The organism is Bacteroidales bacterium, from assembly GCA_035299085.1.
In the GTDB taxonomy this organism is placed as follows: Bacteria; Bacteroidota; Bacteroidia; order Bacteroidales; family UBA10428; genus UBA5072.
In genome coordinates, this window is the sequence record DATGXG010000002.1 from 32,422 (window position 1) to 48,695 (window position 16,274).

The 16,274-nt window shown below is 42.1% G+C and carries 14 protein-coding genes; 4 read left to right on the plus strand and 10 right to left on the minus strand.

Going from position 1 to position 16,274, the window contains the following annotated elements:
- Positions 1–8 precede the first annotated feature (8 nt).
- On the minus strand, positions 9–425 hold the full coding sequence (locus tag VK179_00300; protein HLO57158.1) for a hypothetical protein: 417 nt from the start codon (positions 423–425) through the stop codon (positions 9–11).
- 4 nt (positions 426–429) lie between these two features.
- Positions 430–1,428 (minus strand): AAA family ATPase, encoded by a 999-nt coding sequence (locus VK179_00305; GenBank protein HLO57159.1) that lies wholly within the window; start codon positions 1,426–1,428, stop codon positions 430–432.
- 321 nt (positions 1,429–1,749) lie between these two features.
- On the opposite strand from VK179_00305, the gene truA reads away from it, so the two are divergent.
- Together truA and VK179_00315 are read left to right on the plus strand one after the other, a co-directional pair.
- Positions 1,750–2,499, plus strand: a complete 750-nt coding sequence (gene truA, locus VK179_00310) for a tRNA pseudouridine(38-40) synthase TruA (GenBank protein HLO57160.1) — start codon at positions 1,750–1,752, stop codon at positions 2,497–2,499.
- A 325-nt stretch (positions 2,500–2,824) separates the two neighbouring features.
- Positions 2,825–3,340, plus strand: coding sequence for a YfiR family protein (locus tag VK179_00315; protein HLO57161.1), 516 nt, complete (start codon positions 2,825–2,827; stop codon positions 3,338–3,340).
- Here the strand turns inward: VK179_00315 and VK179_00320 are convergent.
- The 7 genes from VK179_00320 to argS all read right to left on the minus strand — a co-directional run bounded on the left by VK179_00320 (position 3,325) and on the right by argS (position 13,067).
- Complete coding sequence (locus VK179_00320) at positions 3,325–4,089, minus strand: shikimate dehydrogenase (GenBank protein HLO57162.1); 765 nt, start codon at positions 4,087–4,089, stop codon at positions 3,325–3,327. The two genes, VK179_00315 and VK179_00320, sit on opposite strands and share 16 nt — an antisense overlap.
- 5 nt (positions 4,090–4,094) lie before the next feature.
- Positions 4,095–4,904: a phosphosulfolactate synthase gene (locus VK179_00325; protein HLO57163.1), complete on the minus strand. Its 810-nt coding sequence runs from the start codon at positions 4,902–4,904 to the stop codon at positions 4,095–4,097.
- Positions 4,905–4,911: 7 nt separating this feature from the next.
- On the minus strand, positions 4,912–6,339 hold the full coding sequence (locus VK179_00330) for a tetratricopeptide repeat protein (protein HLO57164.1): 1,428 nt from the start codon (positions 6,337–6,339) through the stop codon (positions 4,912–4,914).
- A 169-nt stretch (positions 6,340–6,508) separates the two neighbouring features.
- Entirely contained in the window at positions 6,509–8,791 is a 2,283-nt protein-coding gene (locus VK179_00335) for a hypothetical protein (GenBank protein ID HLO57165.1), read from the minus strand.
- Entirely contained in the window at positions 8,791–9,672 is an 882-nt protein-coding gene (gene folD / locus VK179_00340; GenBank protein ID HLO57166.1) for a bifunctional methylenetetrahydrofolate dehydrogenase/methenyltetrahydrofolate cyclohydrolase FolD, read from the minus strand. Before folD ends, VK179_00335 begins: the two co-directional genes overlap by 1 nt.
- A gap of 15 nt (positions 9,673–9,687) precedes the next feature.
- Positions 9,688–11,025 carry a signal recognition particle protein gene (gene ffh / locus VK179_00345; GenBank protein HLO57167.1) on the minus strand — a complete coding sequence of 446 codons (1,338 nt, stop codon included), beginning with the start codon at positions 11,023–11,025 and terminating at the stop codon, positions 9,688–9,690.
- Positions 11,026–11,237: 212 nt separating this feature from the next.
- Entirely contained in the window at positions 11,238–13,067 is a 1,830-nt protein-coding gene (argS, locus tag VK179_00350) for an arginine--tRNA ligase (GenBank protein HLO57168.1), read from the minus strand.
- Between the two features lie 29 nt (positions 13,068–13,096).
- Between argS and VK179_00355 the strand changes: the two genes are divergently transcribed.
- The gene (locus VK179_00355; GenBank protein HLO57169.1) at positions 13,097–13,273 is read left to right on the plus strand and encodes a hypothetical protein; all 177 of its coding nucleotides are present in this window, start codon (positions 13,097–13,099) and stop codon (positions 13,271–13,273) included.
- 9 nt (positions 13,274–13,282) lie between these two features.
- On the plus strand, positions 13,283–14,410 hold the full coding sequence (locus VK179_00360; protein HLO57170.1) for a GNAT family N-acetyltransferase: 1,128 nt from the start codon (positions 13,283–13,285) through the stop codon (positions 14,408–14,410).
- Here VK179_00360 and VK179_00365 read toward each other — a convergent pair.
- Positions 14,401–16,176, minus strand: a complete 1,776-nt coding sequence (locus VK179_00365; protein ID HLO57171.1) for an SLC13 family permease — start codon at positions 16,174–16,176, stop codon at positions 14,401–14,403. The genes VK179_00360 and VK179_00365 overlap by 10 nt on opposite strands.
- Between the last annotated feature and the right edge of the window lie 98 nt (positions 16,177–16,274).

Here is a 16,274-nt window from a genome sequence, read left to right on the forward strand (position 1 = left end):
GCTTCCATCTAGTTCTTCCTGAATGTAACCGTAAAATACCATTCCTCCTCTTCGAGCTTCACTGAAAAATTTTGTCCTTTATCATTAAATGACCAGGTGTTAGTTCCTGATTTTTTGTATTTCTTATTCAGCATATCAACCATGTCATTTATGTTTGAATAATCCGACATCCAGCGAACATAAGTACATATGTTCTTTTCTGTAAGAAAAAACAGGATCGTCTGCTCACTGATTTTATCTACATACTTAAGGTACTTATAGGTATGGTTCACCGCATTTTTATCGATCTTGAAATCGGGATTAGTTTGCTTCAGAACGGCAGCAATCTGATCGGGATTCATACCAATGAAATTCTGGGATGAGCAGATACCTGTAAGTGCAAAAAGCAATAATACCGGTAGGATGTATTTTACACTGGGATGCATAGGATCACGGAACCTCAATATTATTTAATATTTCAGTTATAATATCTTCTGTTGAGACATTCTCAGCTTCTGCTTCATAGGTAAGGCCGATGCGATGCCTTAGCACATCATGGCACACTGCCCTTACATCTTCGGGAATTACAAATCCCCTGTGCTTAATAAAAGCGTAAGCTTTGGCTGATTTGGCTATATTAATACTTGCTCTTGGGGAGGCTCCGTAATGAATCATGTTTTTAAACTGCTGCAAATGATAATCAGCAGGAAAACGGGTAGCAAAAACAATATCGAGTATATACTGCTCGATTTTTTCATCCATATAAACTTCCTTCACGGTTTCCCTGGACCTGAGGATATCATCAGTTGTTAGAATGGTATCCGGAGAAGGGAAGCTTTTTGCAATGTTTTCACGCATAATCATCCGCTCTTCTTCCTTAGCCGGGTAAGTGATGACCAATTTAAGAAGGAACCTGTCGACCTGGGCTTCAGGCAAAGGATAGGTACCTTCCTGTTCAATCGGGTTCTGGGTGGCAAGGACCATAAAAGGTTTCGGCAGTTCAAACGACTGGCTGCCGATTGTAACCTGCTTCTCCTGCATGGCCTCAAGCAAAGCACTTTGTACTTTGGCCGGCGAACGGTTGATTTCATCAGCCAGGATAAAATTGGCGAAAATAGGTCCTTTTCTAACCTGGAATTCTTCTTTTTTCTGGCTGTAGATCATGGTCCCTATAAGATCGGCAGGTAGCAGGTCAGGTGTAAACTGAATGCGGCTGAATGCTGCATTCACAGTGTGAGCCAGGGTATTGATTGCAAGTGTTTTTGCCAGACCTGGAACGCCTTCCAGTAAAACGTGCCCGTCAGAAAGCAAGCCGATGAGCAAACCGTCAATCAAATGCTTTTGCCCAACAATAACTTTTCTGATTTCCTGATTGATTCTCTCGATGAAAGCGCTTTCACGTTCAATCTTTTCATTCAATTCCTTAATCTGGATAGAAATATCCGCCATAATTCAAACAGTTTGTATTAATTTTTCCTTTTTACGTGTTTTGCTGAAGTTGCTTTTCTCTTCGCAAACACCCTGAAATCATTGCGAAAGTAACAATTTTTGAACCACTGCCTGATTTTTCAAGGGTTAAAGTATGTTAAATAATTGAATATCTGAATTATAGCTTCTGTTAAAAATTGTTAAAGATATTGATAAAAAAATTAGACGATTTACGATTTCAGATTTACGATTACAGAGCCGTATTAAGAGGGATTTTCGTCAATCGTAAATCGCTAAATCGTAAATTGCTTAAATTTCTTATTTTTGAATAAATGCGACAGGATGCCCAGGTATTTTATTGAATTGTCATTTAAGGGAACCCGCTACCATGGCTGGCAGATTCAACCTAATGCCAATACAGTGCAGGCGGAACTTGAAAAAGGACTGGCGACGCTTACCGGTCAGCCTGTTGAAACAACGGGAGCCGGCAGAACAGATGCAGGAGTTCACGGCCATAATTACGTTGCCCACTTTGACTGTGACTTGAAACTCCCCGAAGCTGATCTTACCTATAAATTGAATGCCATACTTCCCCCTGATATCGCAATACATTCGATTTTCAAGGTGAATCCGGATGCACATGCGCGGTTTACGGCAATTTCGCGAAGTTATAAATACAGGCTGACCCGGTTAAAAGATCCCTTTTACCCTGATATCAGCCTCTTTTATCCTTTTAGCCTCAATGTCTGCCTTATGAATGAGGTAGCCGCCACTTTAAAAAATTATACTGATTTCACCAGTTTCAGCAAACTTCACAGCGACGTAAAAACGAATAACTGCAAAATAGTTGAGGCAGAATGGGGTGAAGAAGAAAACTACCTGGTTTTTAATATAAAAGCCGATCGCTTTTTACGAAACATGGTCCGGTCAATAGTCGGAACTCTTCTGGATATAGGTCGTGGCAAGCTGGACTCTTGTCAACTTGAAAAGATAATTAACGGCAGGAACCGGAGCCTTGCCGGTCCTTCCGTTCCGGCACACGGTCTGATGCTTTGGGCTATTGAGTATCCTCCCGGAATAAGAGCTGTTTGAGCGCTTTGCTGTTTGAAGGCTTCGCCGTTTGACGCTTCGCTGTTTGAAGGATCGCCGTTTGACGCTTCGCCGTTTGAAGGCTTCGCCGTTTGACGTTGCGCTGTTTGAAGGCTTCGCCGTTTGACGCTGCGCTGTTTGAAGGCTTCGCCGTTTGACGCTGCGCTGTTTGATGCTTCGCCGTTTGAACTAATTAAACTTCTTTTTCAAACTCTTTTCCAAACTCTTTTTCAAACTCTTTTTCAAACTCTTTTTCAAACTCAATACAAACTGGAACTATTTCAAATTTTGGTCGTATAAAATAGTGTCTGAAAAATTTTAACCGGAAATGAAAAAAATTTCTACCCTTCTTATTGCTATTTTAATAACTACCTCTGCATATATGCAGACGTCCATTCCAAAGGCCCAATCGCTATTTATTTATAATTTTTCCCGTATGATCGAATGGCCTGCCAGTTACAGAACAGGCAACTTTATTATTGGTATCCTCGGAACCAGTGAGGTCGCCGGTGAACTTGAAAGCTATACAAAAGGCAAGAAAGTCGGAGCCCAGGATATCCAGGTCATCCGTTACAAAACACCCCAGGAAATTCAGCAGTGTCATATCCTGTTTGTTCCATTTGTCAGAACCAAGCAACTACCTGAGGTTGTTTCATTACTTGCAGGTAAGAGTACGCTGATTATTACGGAAAAAACGGGCGCGCTTACAGAAGGATCTGCCATCAATTTCGTAATCCTTGAGGATAAAATGAAGTTTGAGCTTAAGGCTGAAAACGCGAATAAATTTGGAATAAAATTCAGCGCCAAGCTCCAGGAAATGTCAGGATCTCAGGCTATGATGTAATCAGGCCTGTTCCAGATTTCCCAGGATTTATCCGCCTGCAGATAAAGCATTTGTAAGCCACTGACAACAGTGGCTTTTTTTTGTTTCCCTTCAGTCATAAACCGTGTTTCGGGAGGATTATAAACAAGGTCAAATAAGACATGACCTGAAGTCAGGAATTCGTAGGGTAATGGCGGGCATGATCCGGTATCGGGAAACATACCTGAAGGGGTTGTATTCACAATGAGCCTCTGATCAGCCATTACATCAGCTGTAATCATTTCATACGAGATATGACCTGGCACACGAGGATTCCTCGAAACCATTGTCACGCGGATACCGAGTTCATTCAAGGCATACATTACAGCCCTGGATGCACCACCCGTGCCCAACACCAGTGCCTTTTGAATCCCGGGTTTGAGAAGTGGTTTCAGTGATTCTGAAAAACCATATACATCGGTATTGTAGCCTTTAAGATGTATATCGGAACCTTCACGGAAAATTTTTATGGTGTTAACCGCTCCGATCTGTTGAATACAATCATCCGTTGAATCAAGAAAATCCAATACCTTTTCTTTGTATGGAATTGTCACATTGAGACCTGCGAGATCTTTTTCATCGCGTAGCAATGAAACGAGCGATTCAATCCGGTCAAGCGGATACAAATTGTATTTGCAATCAGTAATACCCTCACGGGCAAATTTTTCGGCAAAATAACGGCCTGAAAAAGAATGGGATAAAGGATAACCTATTAAGCCATAAATCTTCATGAAGTTCAGTCGAGTTTCTGATATTTTGCCGAATCCGGCTTTTGCTGTTTCAGTTCAGCCGGAAGAAAATCTAGAAATGTATCACCTCTTAGTCCTTCACGCAAACACTCAAGTGGTATAACATCGTTGGTTGCTATGTTACCAAGGTTAACATTGGGTCCAATAAGCTTTATAAACCAGGCCTGCTGCTTATTTGAAGGTGCTTCCCAAATCACAGCATCAGGATTCAGCTTAACTTTTATCAGGTTAATGAGGCTGTCGTTAGCACTGCCATCGCTATTATATATTCCGGTGGTTCCGCTTTCTCTTGCCTCAGCAATCACTTTCCATGATCCGGCATTCAGCTCCGTCTGCATCATTTCAACCCATACTTCATCGGCAATTTCAACACCTTTAACTTTCGAACCTACTTCGGATAATACGGTGAAATCCTTTGAAAGCCGGCTGATATAATCCACCTTAGTCGAGTGATGCATATACATTGATCCGTCGGAAACTTCAACCGTATCCACGTTAAAGCTTTTCACCATTTTAACGTATTCATCAAACATCCCTCTTATTGCATATGCTTCAAAAAGAGTCCCACCGAAATAAACCCTGATACCGGCATTTCGGTAGATTTTTACTTTCTTTTCCACATTACTGCAGAAAACCGAAGTACCGAAACCCAGCTTGATTAGATCGGTGTAAGGTGCACAATTCTCTACAAAATTTTCAGCCTCTGCGGTGCTCAGGCCTTTGTCCATCATCATTGTCAAACCTGAATTACGGGGCTTTGAAGGCCGCTGGGGTAAGTAAGGAAGTGTAATAGTCATGATATGTTTATTTGCTGATCTTGATGGCCGGATTAATTAAATGGCCATGATTTTCAATTATGGTTCTGAATGCCTGGATATTCCTTGTTTTTGGAAAATGTCTGAACATCTCAGCATGCTCACTGAAGTTCAGGCAAAGCGCTCTTTTAAAAAACCGCTGGGCTTCAAACAAATTTTGCTGATATGCATAGTAAGCTGCGAGCCTGTAGTTTACAAGTACATTATCGGGATGCTTTTCAAAGATGCGCATCATCATATAGATGGCTTCATGAATTCTTCTCTTCCTGAAATAAACCTGTGCACAGGCAAATTTTGAATCCAGGTCATCCGGGTTGAGTTCGGAAGCCCTTGTATATGCATCAATGGCTTTGCTGAATTTCCGGGTGCGGTTGTACAGATCTCCAAGTGTCAGCCAGTACTCAGCAGTGGCAGGCTCAACGGCGATGGCTCTTTTTATTGCAGTGATGCTTTGCGTATACCTTTTTTGCCTGAAATACACAATTCCTGAACCATATAATGCCTCGGCACAATCGTTTGAGATGTCGAGAGAAATTTTAAACAACCTGAGGGCTTCATAGAAATCACCTGTACTAACATAGCAGTTTGCCAGGTTGCACAGAGCGCGGGTATTTGAATTATCTTCCCTGATCAGTTCATTATATACATCAATGGCCTCCCTGACCCTTCCGCTGATCACAAACATGTCGGCCTTTGAAAAATAGGCAGGAAGAAACTGGGCATTAATTGAAATGGCAAACTCAAAGGCTTCGAGTGCATGTTCATAATCACCAAGCCGGCTGTGGATAACGCCCATATTATTCCATACATGCTCGGCAAACGGATCCATATTGAGGTATTTCTGGTAAAACAGCAGACTCTTTTCAGGGTCCTGCAGTTTATCATAACTCAGGCCAAGATCATATAGTACGAGGATGTTATTCCGGTTATAATGATAAGCCAGCAGCAAGTACTCAGTAGCCAGATTATACATATTATACTGCATGTACGACTGTGCAATATTATACGCCAGCTCATCCTTCAGCTCATCACACAGATCAAGCGCTTTGTCGAATGATATACGGGCCTCCTCAAGTTTACCTGTCATAATGTATGCGATGCCTTTGGCAAGGTGCAGTTCATAATTGGATGACTCTTCATCGCCCATTGTTTTCAGGATTCTGATCGCCCGGGCAGGCCTTGAGATTTCAATAAGCAGTTGTGCATGCTTCAGGCGCATAAGCGATGCATGCGGATGTTGCCTGATTGCCAGGCTCACGACTTTCAACGCCTCTTTGTAATTATATTCATCGGTGAAATAATTGATGATGCTTTCAAACTCATATAAATCAAAAAACTCGTTGACATTGTGAAGAAGCATTTCCCTGTACCGCTTCATCAGACCCAGGGTTTCATCCTCTTCGTAGAAATTGTCCATGTCTCCAAACATATCCCCTTATTGAATTGAGGCTAATATAGTAAAAAAGTATCGGAAGGTTTGATTATGGGGAAAAAATTTAAGAGTCCATCATGGCGAGGAGCCAGATAGGCCTTTCCTGTGCCGGCAGATTGCTTCGTCGATAATATTATCTGCTATGATCAATACTTTATCTGGCTCCTCGCAATGACGACTTATTTAGCCTGTTCCTTAATTCCGCATTTAGCCTGAGAAGTTCCTGAATGAGTCTGTGCTGCTGGCCAAGGGCGTCGCTTATCTGGGCGGTTACCGAAGTGAGTTCCGTTATGGTTATCTGGCCCTGCTTTATATTTTTTGCGGACTGTATATTATTTTCAATTTTTAAAAGGGTTTCAAGCAGAACGCTGTATTTATCCGCATAGGTGATCAGATTAACGGCCGTTTGCCGGCCATAACGCGACACCAGAACCTTCCACAGCGAATAATCCTTTGAATAGGAATTCATATTCCATAAAAAATCAGCAGCCGTTGCCAGCCGGATGACCTCAATTTCGGACGCAGGAGGGAGATTGACTACAAAAGCCGAGGTGTCAATATTTTTATACAACGCTTCGATATCAATATTTCCATAAGGCTCAAAAAGGTTAAAAAGCCTGGCTTTCCCGGGGAAATAGGGATCGGTGCCATTGTATTCGGCCCAGGATGTTGCCATGAGCATTGAATTATCAAAGAAAGCCGGTTTCCACCTAAATATCAGTCTGTATCGGTTCAGATCCGCTAAATCAGTATTTATGCTGAAAAATGAACTGCCTGTATAGAATTTCATTCCTGGAATAAAGTACTGTAAGTGAGGATTAAAAAGTTCCACTACTTCAGTGCTGAGAATATCGGGATAAATATATCCGTCCTTATGCAGAGGGGTATGTCCAATTGAATCACCATGAGGAGCAACATGACTGACATCAGGAAATACAGGTGGCATATACCTGCTTACTGTATAACTGAAGAAAAAAGGATCAGTTGATTTTACCATACCTGCATCACTGCTATCCAGGGTAATAGCTCCGTTCATCTTATATCGGGTGAGATCAGTTTTGAACTGGTATTGTTCTGCAACAGATCTACCAGAGTATCCGGGTTCAAATGTAAAGTAACGACCCGTGAAATCAGGATAATCAATTATCCTGGCATTGTGAAATATCGGCCTGGTTTTATCAATCAACTGCACAGCGGTAGAAACGGCATAGTTCAATCCTGCTTCCGAATTGGCCCCCAATATTATTATATTCGGTGATTCCGGTGGCGAATAAATATAATAACCTTCCTTTTTTCCCTTAATTTCTTGTGTGGGAAGCTTACTTATAAAACGATTATAGAGGGCGGTTTTTCCAATGCTGATAATAAGTTTTGACATTTTAAGCTGCTCCGGAGATACATTCTCTGTGATTACATTTATTTCCTGATTCTTATCCAGGGTGTTGACAGTTAAGGCTTTTTTCAATATTCCGGCTTCTTCCTTCAATGATGCATCAGCATATACAATAACCGGCTGCTCATATGGATTCATCCCGGGTTTTGAAAAGATTACCGATTCAAGCCGGCTCACCTTTTTAGGAGTGGGAAGTACCATATCACGAATATGAAAAGCCGTATCTGTGTAATGAATCATTCTCTCTCCAACCGAAAAATTCTTATCCGTATATCTGAAAGTAACACTGTCAATCCATAATGTGCCAGTTCCTTTCAGTCCTATGAAAATTTTAACAAAATGCGCATCGGTAGGTATGTCTCCGTCCGGAAAAGGAAAGGAATGGCTTTTGCCTGTTATCCTGCACCAATCAAGGTTTTCCACCGATGTAAAATTCGCCAGGGAAAGTGATTTAAATGAACCATCGATCACCTGGTTTTCATGAGGATATTTAATTGCCGGTTTTATCAGATTCTTATTCCTGTCGTAATACCTTACACTGATGTCGACGCAATCAAACATTTTTATTCCCAACCGGGCCCTGTTCGGTATGATATGTTGCATACGGGCATAAAGTGAAAGACTATAGTTACCGGGAATTACCTTGATGTAATCGCTTAATATGCCTTCACCCTGCAGATCGGTTTCCAATGCTGATGTTCGCTCGATTTTAACCGCCCTGTAACCTGAAAATGCCTCATCCTCACTGAAAAGACTGTCAGCCAGAGTATCGACCCAATATACATGTTCCCCTGTTTGCTGCCAGCCGTCAATGGCAAATGATGTTTTGAGGCTGTCGAGTTTATAAAGCTTGCCGGTTTCAAATGACGGGTTTCTCAGGAGATTCCCCTTTTCAAACCGCTGAATTCTTAATCGGTATGGGATCGTCAGTGGCGCTTCAGTGGACCATAAATAGCGTTGTTCCTCAATATCGCTGTTTTTCCTGCATCCATCAATGACCAGCAAAAGAACAGCCAGCAGGTATAGAAGCGACCTGAATTTCATTAGCCGTAAATTTCCTTTTTCGCAGCTTTGAGTGTATTTTTCAACAATGAAACAACAGTCATAACCCCTACTCCACCCGGAACCGGCGTTATGAAACTGCATTTAGGAGCCACTTCATCAAATTTAACATCCCCGATAAGCTTCCATCCCGATTTGGTTTTATCTGAAGGAACCCGCGTAATGCCTACGTCAATTACAACGGCTCCTTCTTTAACCATATCGGCTCTTACAAATTCGGCTTTGCCAAGTGCCGCAATAATTATATCCGCCTGGCGGATTATATTGTCAAGGTTTTTTGTCCGGCTATGGCACATGGTTACCGTGGCATCGCCGGGATAGGCTTTAAGGGACATAAGTATACTTACAGGTTTCCCGACAATGTTACTCCTTCCTACCACGACGCAATTTTTACCGGATGTGGGTATGTTATAGCGTTCAATCAGGTCCATGATCCCTGCAGGAGTTGCAGAAACGAAACATGGAAGACCAAGAATCATACGGCCTACATTGACTGGATGAAAACCATCAACATCTTTTTTCGGATCAATGGCTTCAATTACCTTCTGCTCGGAAATATGTTTCGGAAGAGGCAGTTGCACAATGAAACCATCAATATCCGCATCATCATTCAATTTGTGAACGGTCTCAAGCAACTTTTCCTCGGTCACATCCTCTTCATAACGAATGAGGGTTGACTTAAAACCCACTTCAGCACAGGATTTGACCTTACCGGCCACATAAGTTTCACTTGCACCGTCATGGCCAACCAGCACTGCTGCAAGATGCGGTGTTTTGAGTCCCTGTTCTTTAAGTCTTATGACTTCGGCAGCAATTTCCGCTTTGATGTCGGATGCGATTTTTTTTCCGTCGATGAGTTGCATTGTGATAGGTGTTATTTATTTTCCGCGGAGTCCGGGCATATTGCCCATCATGCGCATCGGATTTTTATTTGTTGTGATCATCTTCATCAGTTTTCGTGTTTCATCGAACTGTTTCACCAGGCGGTTCACTTCCTGAATGCTGGTTCCGCTTCCGTCAGCAATTCTTTTCCGTCTGGTACCGTTAAGAATCTCAGGATTATTCCTTTCTACCTGTGTCATTGAATAAATGATGGCCTCAATTCCCTTAAAGGCATCATCATCCATATCCAGGTTTTTCAAAGCCTTTCCTACTCCTGGAATCATGCTGGCCAGTTCCTTTATATTTCCCATCTTTTTTATCTGCTGAATCTGGCTGAGAAAATCAGTAAAGGTGAACTGGTCTTTTGCAATTTTTTTCTGAATTTTCCGGGCTTCTTCCACATCAAACTGTTCCTGGGCTTTTTCCACAAGGGTCACAATATCCCCCATGCCCAGTATCCTGTCTGCCATACGTTGGGGATGGAACAGTTCTATTGACTCGAGTTTTTCCCCGGCACTTACGAATTTAATAGGCTTATCAACCACTGAGCGGATGGAAAGTGCGGCACCGCCACGGGTATCGCCATCAAGCTTTGTAAGAACCACTCCATCGAAATCGAGCCGGTTATTGAATTCCTTCGCTGTGTTCACAGCATCCTGACCGGTCATGGAATCAACAACAAACAGGATTTCCTGCGGATCCACATTTTTTTTCACCGATGCAATCTCGTTCATCATCTGCTCATCGATGGCCAGTCGTCCTGCCGTATCAATGATTACAAGATCATACCCAAGCCTTTTTGCTTCTTTAACACCGGCCAGCGCAATTTTAACCGGATCCTGGTTGCCTTCTTCAGTGTATACAGGAACAGAAACCTGCTGTCCCAATACTTTCAACTGTTCAATGGCAGCAGGACGATATACGTCACCGGCAATCATTATGGGGTTTTTGCCCCGCTTATGTTTAAGATGACTCGCCAGTTTAGCCGAGAAAGTGGTTTTACCGGAACCCTGGAGACCTGCAATCAGTATGACTGCAGGATTGCCCTTCATGTTGATGTCTTCGTTTGCACCGCCCATCAGGCTCGTGAGCTCATCATGAACGATTTTTACCATCATCTGCCCCGGCTTAACCGAAGTCAGAATCTTTTGTCCCAGCGCCTGTTGCTTAACATTATCGGTAAATGTCTTGGCAATCTTATAGTTTACATCGGCATCAAGAAGTGCACGCCGGATTTCTTTCAGCGTTTCAGCAACATTGATCTCGGTGATTCTTCCTTCACCTTTTAGTATCTTAAATGACCGTTCCAGCCGGTCGGATAAATTGTCGAACATCTGTTAAGTCTGTTAGGCTGTTAGACTATTAGGCTATTAGGCTATTAGGCAATTAGGCTAATAGTCTGTTAGTCTGTTAGTCTGTTAGTTAATATTAGTATTAATTATATTTTATATTTCTATTTCTTTTTTTTGAACCTCTGAACTTTAAACTTCTGAACTTCCAAATTTCCTAAGCCCCTAAGCCCCTAAAAAGCTAATTCGCTAAATTACTACATTCTCTCGGGCATTTCAATACCCAGCAATTCCATCGCTCTTTTTACGATGTCGGCAACAACTGCTGACAATACAAGCCGCATATCCCTGGTATCCCTGTTTTCCTCTTTAAGAATCGAATAATCATGGTAGAACTGGTTGTATTCCTTCACCAGGTCATATATAAAGTTTGCGATCAGCGAGGGATTGAATGTATCGCCTGCATCAACAACTATAGCCGGGAAATCATGAATGTACCTGAGTAGGCTCTTCTCCTTTGGATTCAGTTCAAGATCCGGTTTACAACTCACCGGAATTTCAAGACCCATTTCAGATGCTTTTCTGAAAACCGATCGTATTCTTGTATAGGTATATTGTATAAAGGGGCCTGTATTCCCATCAAAATCAATGGATTCCCTGGGATCAAAAAGCATATTCTTTACCGGGTCAACCTTCAGCATATAGTACTTCAGTGCACTCAGCCCGATCATTCTGAAAATATCTTCTTTTTCCGTTTCGTTAAGGCCCTCGAGTTTACCGAGTTCTTTCGACATTTCCCTTGCTGTGCCAGTCATTTCGTCCATCAGGTCATCCGCATCCACAACAGTTCCTTCACGCGATTTCATTTTACCCTCGGGAAGCTCTACCATGCCATACGAAAGGTGATACAGCGATTTGGCCCACGGGAAGCCAAGCATGTCAAGCACAATAGACAATACCTTAAAATGATAATTCTGTTCGTTTCCCACAACATAGACCATTCTGCCGGGTTTGTATTCCTGCTGGCGAACCTGTGCAGTTCCAATATCCTGGGTCATATAAACCGAAGTTCCGTCTGACCTGAGCAATACTTTTTCATCAAGTCCTTTATCCCTGAGATCAGCCCACACCGATCCATCGTCATGTTTTACAAAAACACCTTTTTCTAATCCGTCAAGAACGGCCTTTTTACCGTGAACCCAGGTTTCCGACTCATAATATATTTTATCAAAACTTACGCCGAGTCTCTTGTACGTTTCATTGAAGCCTTTATAAACCCAGTTGTTCATCATCTCCCATAACTCATGGACTTCTTTGTCGCCAGCCTCCCACTTTCTGAGCATTTCCTGGGCATCGAGTATCAGTGCGGCCTTCTTTTCGGCTTCTTCAGGTTTCATGCCTCCAGCAACAAGCTCACTGATCTGCTTTTTATATTCCTTATCAAATCTTACATAATAATCGCCAACCAGGTGGTCGCCCTTTTTGCCTGATGTTTCGGGAGTTTCGCCGTTACCCCACTTTTGCCAGGCCAGCATTGACTTGCAAATATGAATCCCCCTGTCGTTTACAAGGTTGGTTTTAAAAACACGTTTACCCGATGCGTGCAATATGTTGCTCACCGCATATCCAAGGAGGTTATTTCTTATATGGCCCAAATGCAGAGGCTTGTTGGTATTTGGGGAAGAATACTCCACCATGATCGAAGGAGAATTCTCCTGAACCGGTGAAAAACCAAAGCCGGGTTTAACACCCATTTCATTCAGAAAGTCAAGGTAGTACCTGCTGCTTACAACCATGTTCAGGAATCCTTTGACCACATTGAATTTTATAATCTCCTGGCAATGTTCGTTAATGTATGTGCCAATTTCAGAAGCTGTAATATCCGGTGACTTTTTAGATACCTTAAGCAAAGGAAAAACAACAAGCGTAATATCCCCTTCGAATTCTTTTCTTGTTTTTTGCAATTGAATTTGTGAAGAAAGGCAATCAGTACCATACAGATACAGAACGGCATTCTTTATTTGCGCAGATAATATATCTTCTATAACCAGCATTTTTATTATATTGTGGCACAAATATAAATTCATTTTTTAACTTTAAAATCAAAAAGAAAGCCATGGATATAAAAGACAAGGTATATTCAGTGATGCAAAAGGCAAACAAACCATTAAGAGCTGGTGAAATTGCTGAACTTGCAGCTGTGGATAAAAAAGAAGTTGAAAAAGCGATAAAGCAGCTGGCTAAGGAAGATAAGGCTTTCTCACCTGTCAGATGCTGCTGGCAAGCCAAATAATATAACCGGATGCCAGTTACAATTAAAGAAGTCCTGACAAAAAAGGAACTTCGGACTTTTATCTACCTGCCGGAAAAGATACATTCGAATCACAAGACCTGGGTATATCCTTTGTATTTTGATGAATGGGATTTTTACAATCCCGCCAAAAACCGTTTTTTCAGCGCTTGTGATACAATCCTCTGCCTTGCATACCGGAATGACGAGCCGGTAGGGCGCATTATGGGAATTATCAACCATAAATACAATAAAATTCATAACGAGAATTACGGACGCTTTTTTGCACTTGAGTGTTATAATGATGTTGAAATCGCTTCAGCGCTTATTACTAAAATTGAGGATTGGTGCAGAGAAAGGGGCATGGAAAAGGTAATCGGCCCATTCGGCTTTTCGGATAAAGATCCGCAGGGCTTTATGGTAGAAGGTTTTGATGAACCGGTAGTGATAGCCACGAATTACAGTCTTGATTACATGCCTGAACTGATGCAACAGTGCGGATATGTGAAAGATATCGACTGCGTAGATTACATTATTCCGGTGCCTAAAGAGATCCCTGTTTTTTACAAGTCAATTTATAAGCGTTCACTTGACAATAATAACTTCAAGCTCAAAGAATTCAAAAGCCGCATTACGTTAAGGCCATATATAAGGCCGGTTTTTGAGCTGATCAACCAGACCTATGCGCCCATCTATGGTTTTAGTCCTTTGTCGGACAAAGAAATCGATTATTTTGCAAACCGTTATATAGCCATTATCAATCCCCGGTTCGTTAAAATAATATATAATGAAAAGGATGAACTCATTGCCTTTGCCCTGGCAATGCCTGAAATAAGTATCGGGATACGAAAGGCCAAAGGAAAACTATTTCCTGCAGGATTCATTAAGATTGTCCGTGAATCATTCCGCACGAAATACCTGACCATGTTGTTAGGAGCTATTCGCGAAGATTACAGGAACAATGGCATTGACGCACTCCTGGGATTTAAAATGCTTGAATCGGCACAGAAACAGAAGTTCGAACTGATCGACAGCCACCTGGTCCTTGAAACCAATACGAAAATGAGGGCTGAATACGAAAAGCTGGGTGGCCAGGTAAAGAAAAGATACCGTATTTACGGAAAAATGCTTCAGAAATAAACAAGGGAAAGAATAACAACTGCCACGATCATATAGACCAGCGTGAGTGGCAGTCCTATTTTCATAAAATCCCTGAATGAATACCCGCCGGGACCATAAACCATGAGGTTGGTTACGTAGCCATGAGGTGTCATAAAAGTGCAGGCCGAAGCATATGCCACTGCAAGCACAAAGGGTGTTCCGGTTACGTCGAGTAACTGTGCAACTGTAAGTGCTATGGGGAAAACGATCGCTACAGCGGCCTTTGTTGTAATATACGCTGCCAGTAATGCAGTAATGGCATAAATTCCGAGAAGAACACCTATTTTACCGAAAGGCAGAAAGGCTGAAATCACAAGGTTGGCAACAAGATCGGCAGCACCCGATTTTATCATGGCCGTTCCCAGGGCAAGAGACATTACAATTACAAGCGCGAGGTTATAATCGATAGTGTTGGGAATTTCCTTGGGATTGGTGACTTTGAGCAGCATGGATATCAGGATCATGATGATCAGTCCCATGAACAGTGAGATCACATTCAGGGCAGCCAGGGTTATCACACCGGTTATTCCCCCTAAAAGGATAAGGGTTTTATACCATTCAAGGTTGAGATATTCAGTTACCCTTGTGATGAAATAGAAATCAAATGAATCTTTTGAACGGCTCAGAAAATTCTCTCCTGCAAACAAGAGCAGTACATCGCCGGCTTTAAGCACCACCCCGCCCGGTTTGCCTTCTATGCGTTCACCATTCCTGTGAACAGCTATAATTGCAGCGTCATACTTGCCCCTGAAATCTGAATCACGGACTGATTTATTGATAAGAGATGAATTCTGCGAAACAACTACCTCGTTAACATTGGCACGACTGAGACGGCTCAGCATACCGACTTCAGGAAGTACCAAACCCGATTTGGCGCTCAGAAGGTCGGCTATATTGTGCGTTTCACCTTTGAAAACAAGTACATCGCCCTGGTCGAGGATCACATCACCGGGTACCTCTATTATTGTAATTGATTTCCTGATAACTGCCGTAAGAGCGAGTCCTTTTATGTCAAGTAAACCCGACTCATTCACTGATTTGCCAATCAGATGGGAACGAACCTTTACTTTAGCTTCAACCACATATTCTCTCCCTGAAGTAAGGTCATCCTCATAGGTTTTGCGTGAAGGCAATAGTTTGTTGCCAAATAAAACAAGATAAAGCCAACCCAGGATCATCATCGGTATTCCAACCCATGCAAATTCAAAAAGATTAAGGGCTTTCAGACCCGGCATGATCTTCTGGTCAATAACCATGCTGTTCACAATCAGGTTTGTTGACGTACCGATCAAAGTAGCCGATCCACCCAGGATTGAAGCATATGATAATGGAATCAGAAATTTGGAAGGAGCAAAGTTATTTCTGCGTGTCCAGCTGTTCACATAAGGCATCATGACAGCCACAAGCGGGGTGTTGTTCAGAAACATTGAAAAACCGGAAACCGCGAGCACCATGCGACCTATAAAACCCCTGTAGGTCCTTACTTTCCTGAACAAACGATCAAATGAAAATTCAATGATATCCGTTTTTTTAATCACATCGCTGAAGAGGAGCATAAGGATTACCACCGCCACCTGTTCATTTCCGAAACCACTTATAATTTCGGAAGGTGTAAGCACTCCAAAAATGCCCAGCGTTATAACTCCTACCAGAAAAGTAAATGAAGTACCCAGTAAATTCCAATATAAAGAAATCAGAATAAACAATAGCACTACAAATACCAATACAAGGTCAAATGTGATCATGTTTTGACTTAAGTGTGCGAAAGTATAAAATTAAAGCTATTTTGAAAACATGCTGAAACAAGCGGTGTTAATTATCCATTGCCTAAAGACATAAATTT

Coding starts and splice junctions, on each gene's coding strand:
- VK179_00300 (HLO57158.1), bottom strand. CDS start 425: ATGCATCCCAGTGTAAAATACATCCTACCGGTATTATTGCTTTTTGCA.
- VK179_00305 (HLO57159.1), bottom strand. CDS start 1,428: ATGGCGGATATTTCTATCCAGATTAAGGAATTGAATGAAAAGATTGAA.
- truA (HLO57160.1), top strand. CDS start 1,750: ATGCCCAGGTATTTTATTGAATTGTCATTTAAGGGAACCCGCTACCAT.
- VK179_00315 (HLO57161.1), top strand. CDS start 2,825: ATGAAAAAAATTTCTACCCTTCTTATTGCTATTTTAATAACTACCTCT.
- VK179_00320 (HLO57162.1), bottom strand. CDS start 4,089: ATGAAGATTTATGGCTTAATAGGTTATCCTTTATCCCATTCTTTTTCA.
- VK179_00325 (HLO57163.1), bottom strand. CDS start 4,904: ATGACTATTACACTTCCTTACTTACCCCAGCGGCCTTCAAAGCCCCGT.
- VK179_00330 (HLO57164.1), bottom strand. CDS start 6,339: ATGGACAATTTCTACGAAGAGGATGAAACCCTGGGTCTGATGAAGCGG.
- VK179_00335 (HLO57165.1), bottom strand. CDS start 8,791: ATGAAATTCAGGTCGCTTCTATACCTGCTGGCTGTTCTTTTGCTGGTC.
- folD (HLO57166.1), bottom strand. CDS start 9,672: ATGCAACTCATCGACGGAAAAAAAATCGCATCCGACATCAAAGCGGAA.
- ffh (HLO57167.1), bottom strand. CDS start 11,025: ATGTTCGACAATTTATCCGACCGGCTGGAACGGTCATTTAAGATACTA.
- argS (HLO57168.1), bottom strand. CDS start 13,067: ATGAATTTATATTTGTGCCACAATATAATAAAAATGCTGGTTATAGAA.
- VK179_00355 (HLO57169.1), top strand. CDS start 13,097: ATGGATATAAAAGACAAGGTATATTCAGTGATGCAAAAGGCAAACAAA.
- VK179_00360 (HLO57170.1), top strand. CDS start 13,283: ATGCCAGTTACAATTAAAGAAGTCCTGACAAAAAAGGAACTTCGGACT.
- VK179_00365 (HLO57171.1), bottom strand. CDS start 16,176: ATGATCACATTTGACCTTGTATTGGTATTTGTAGTGCTATTGTTTATT.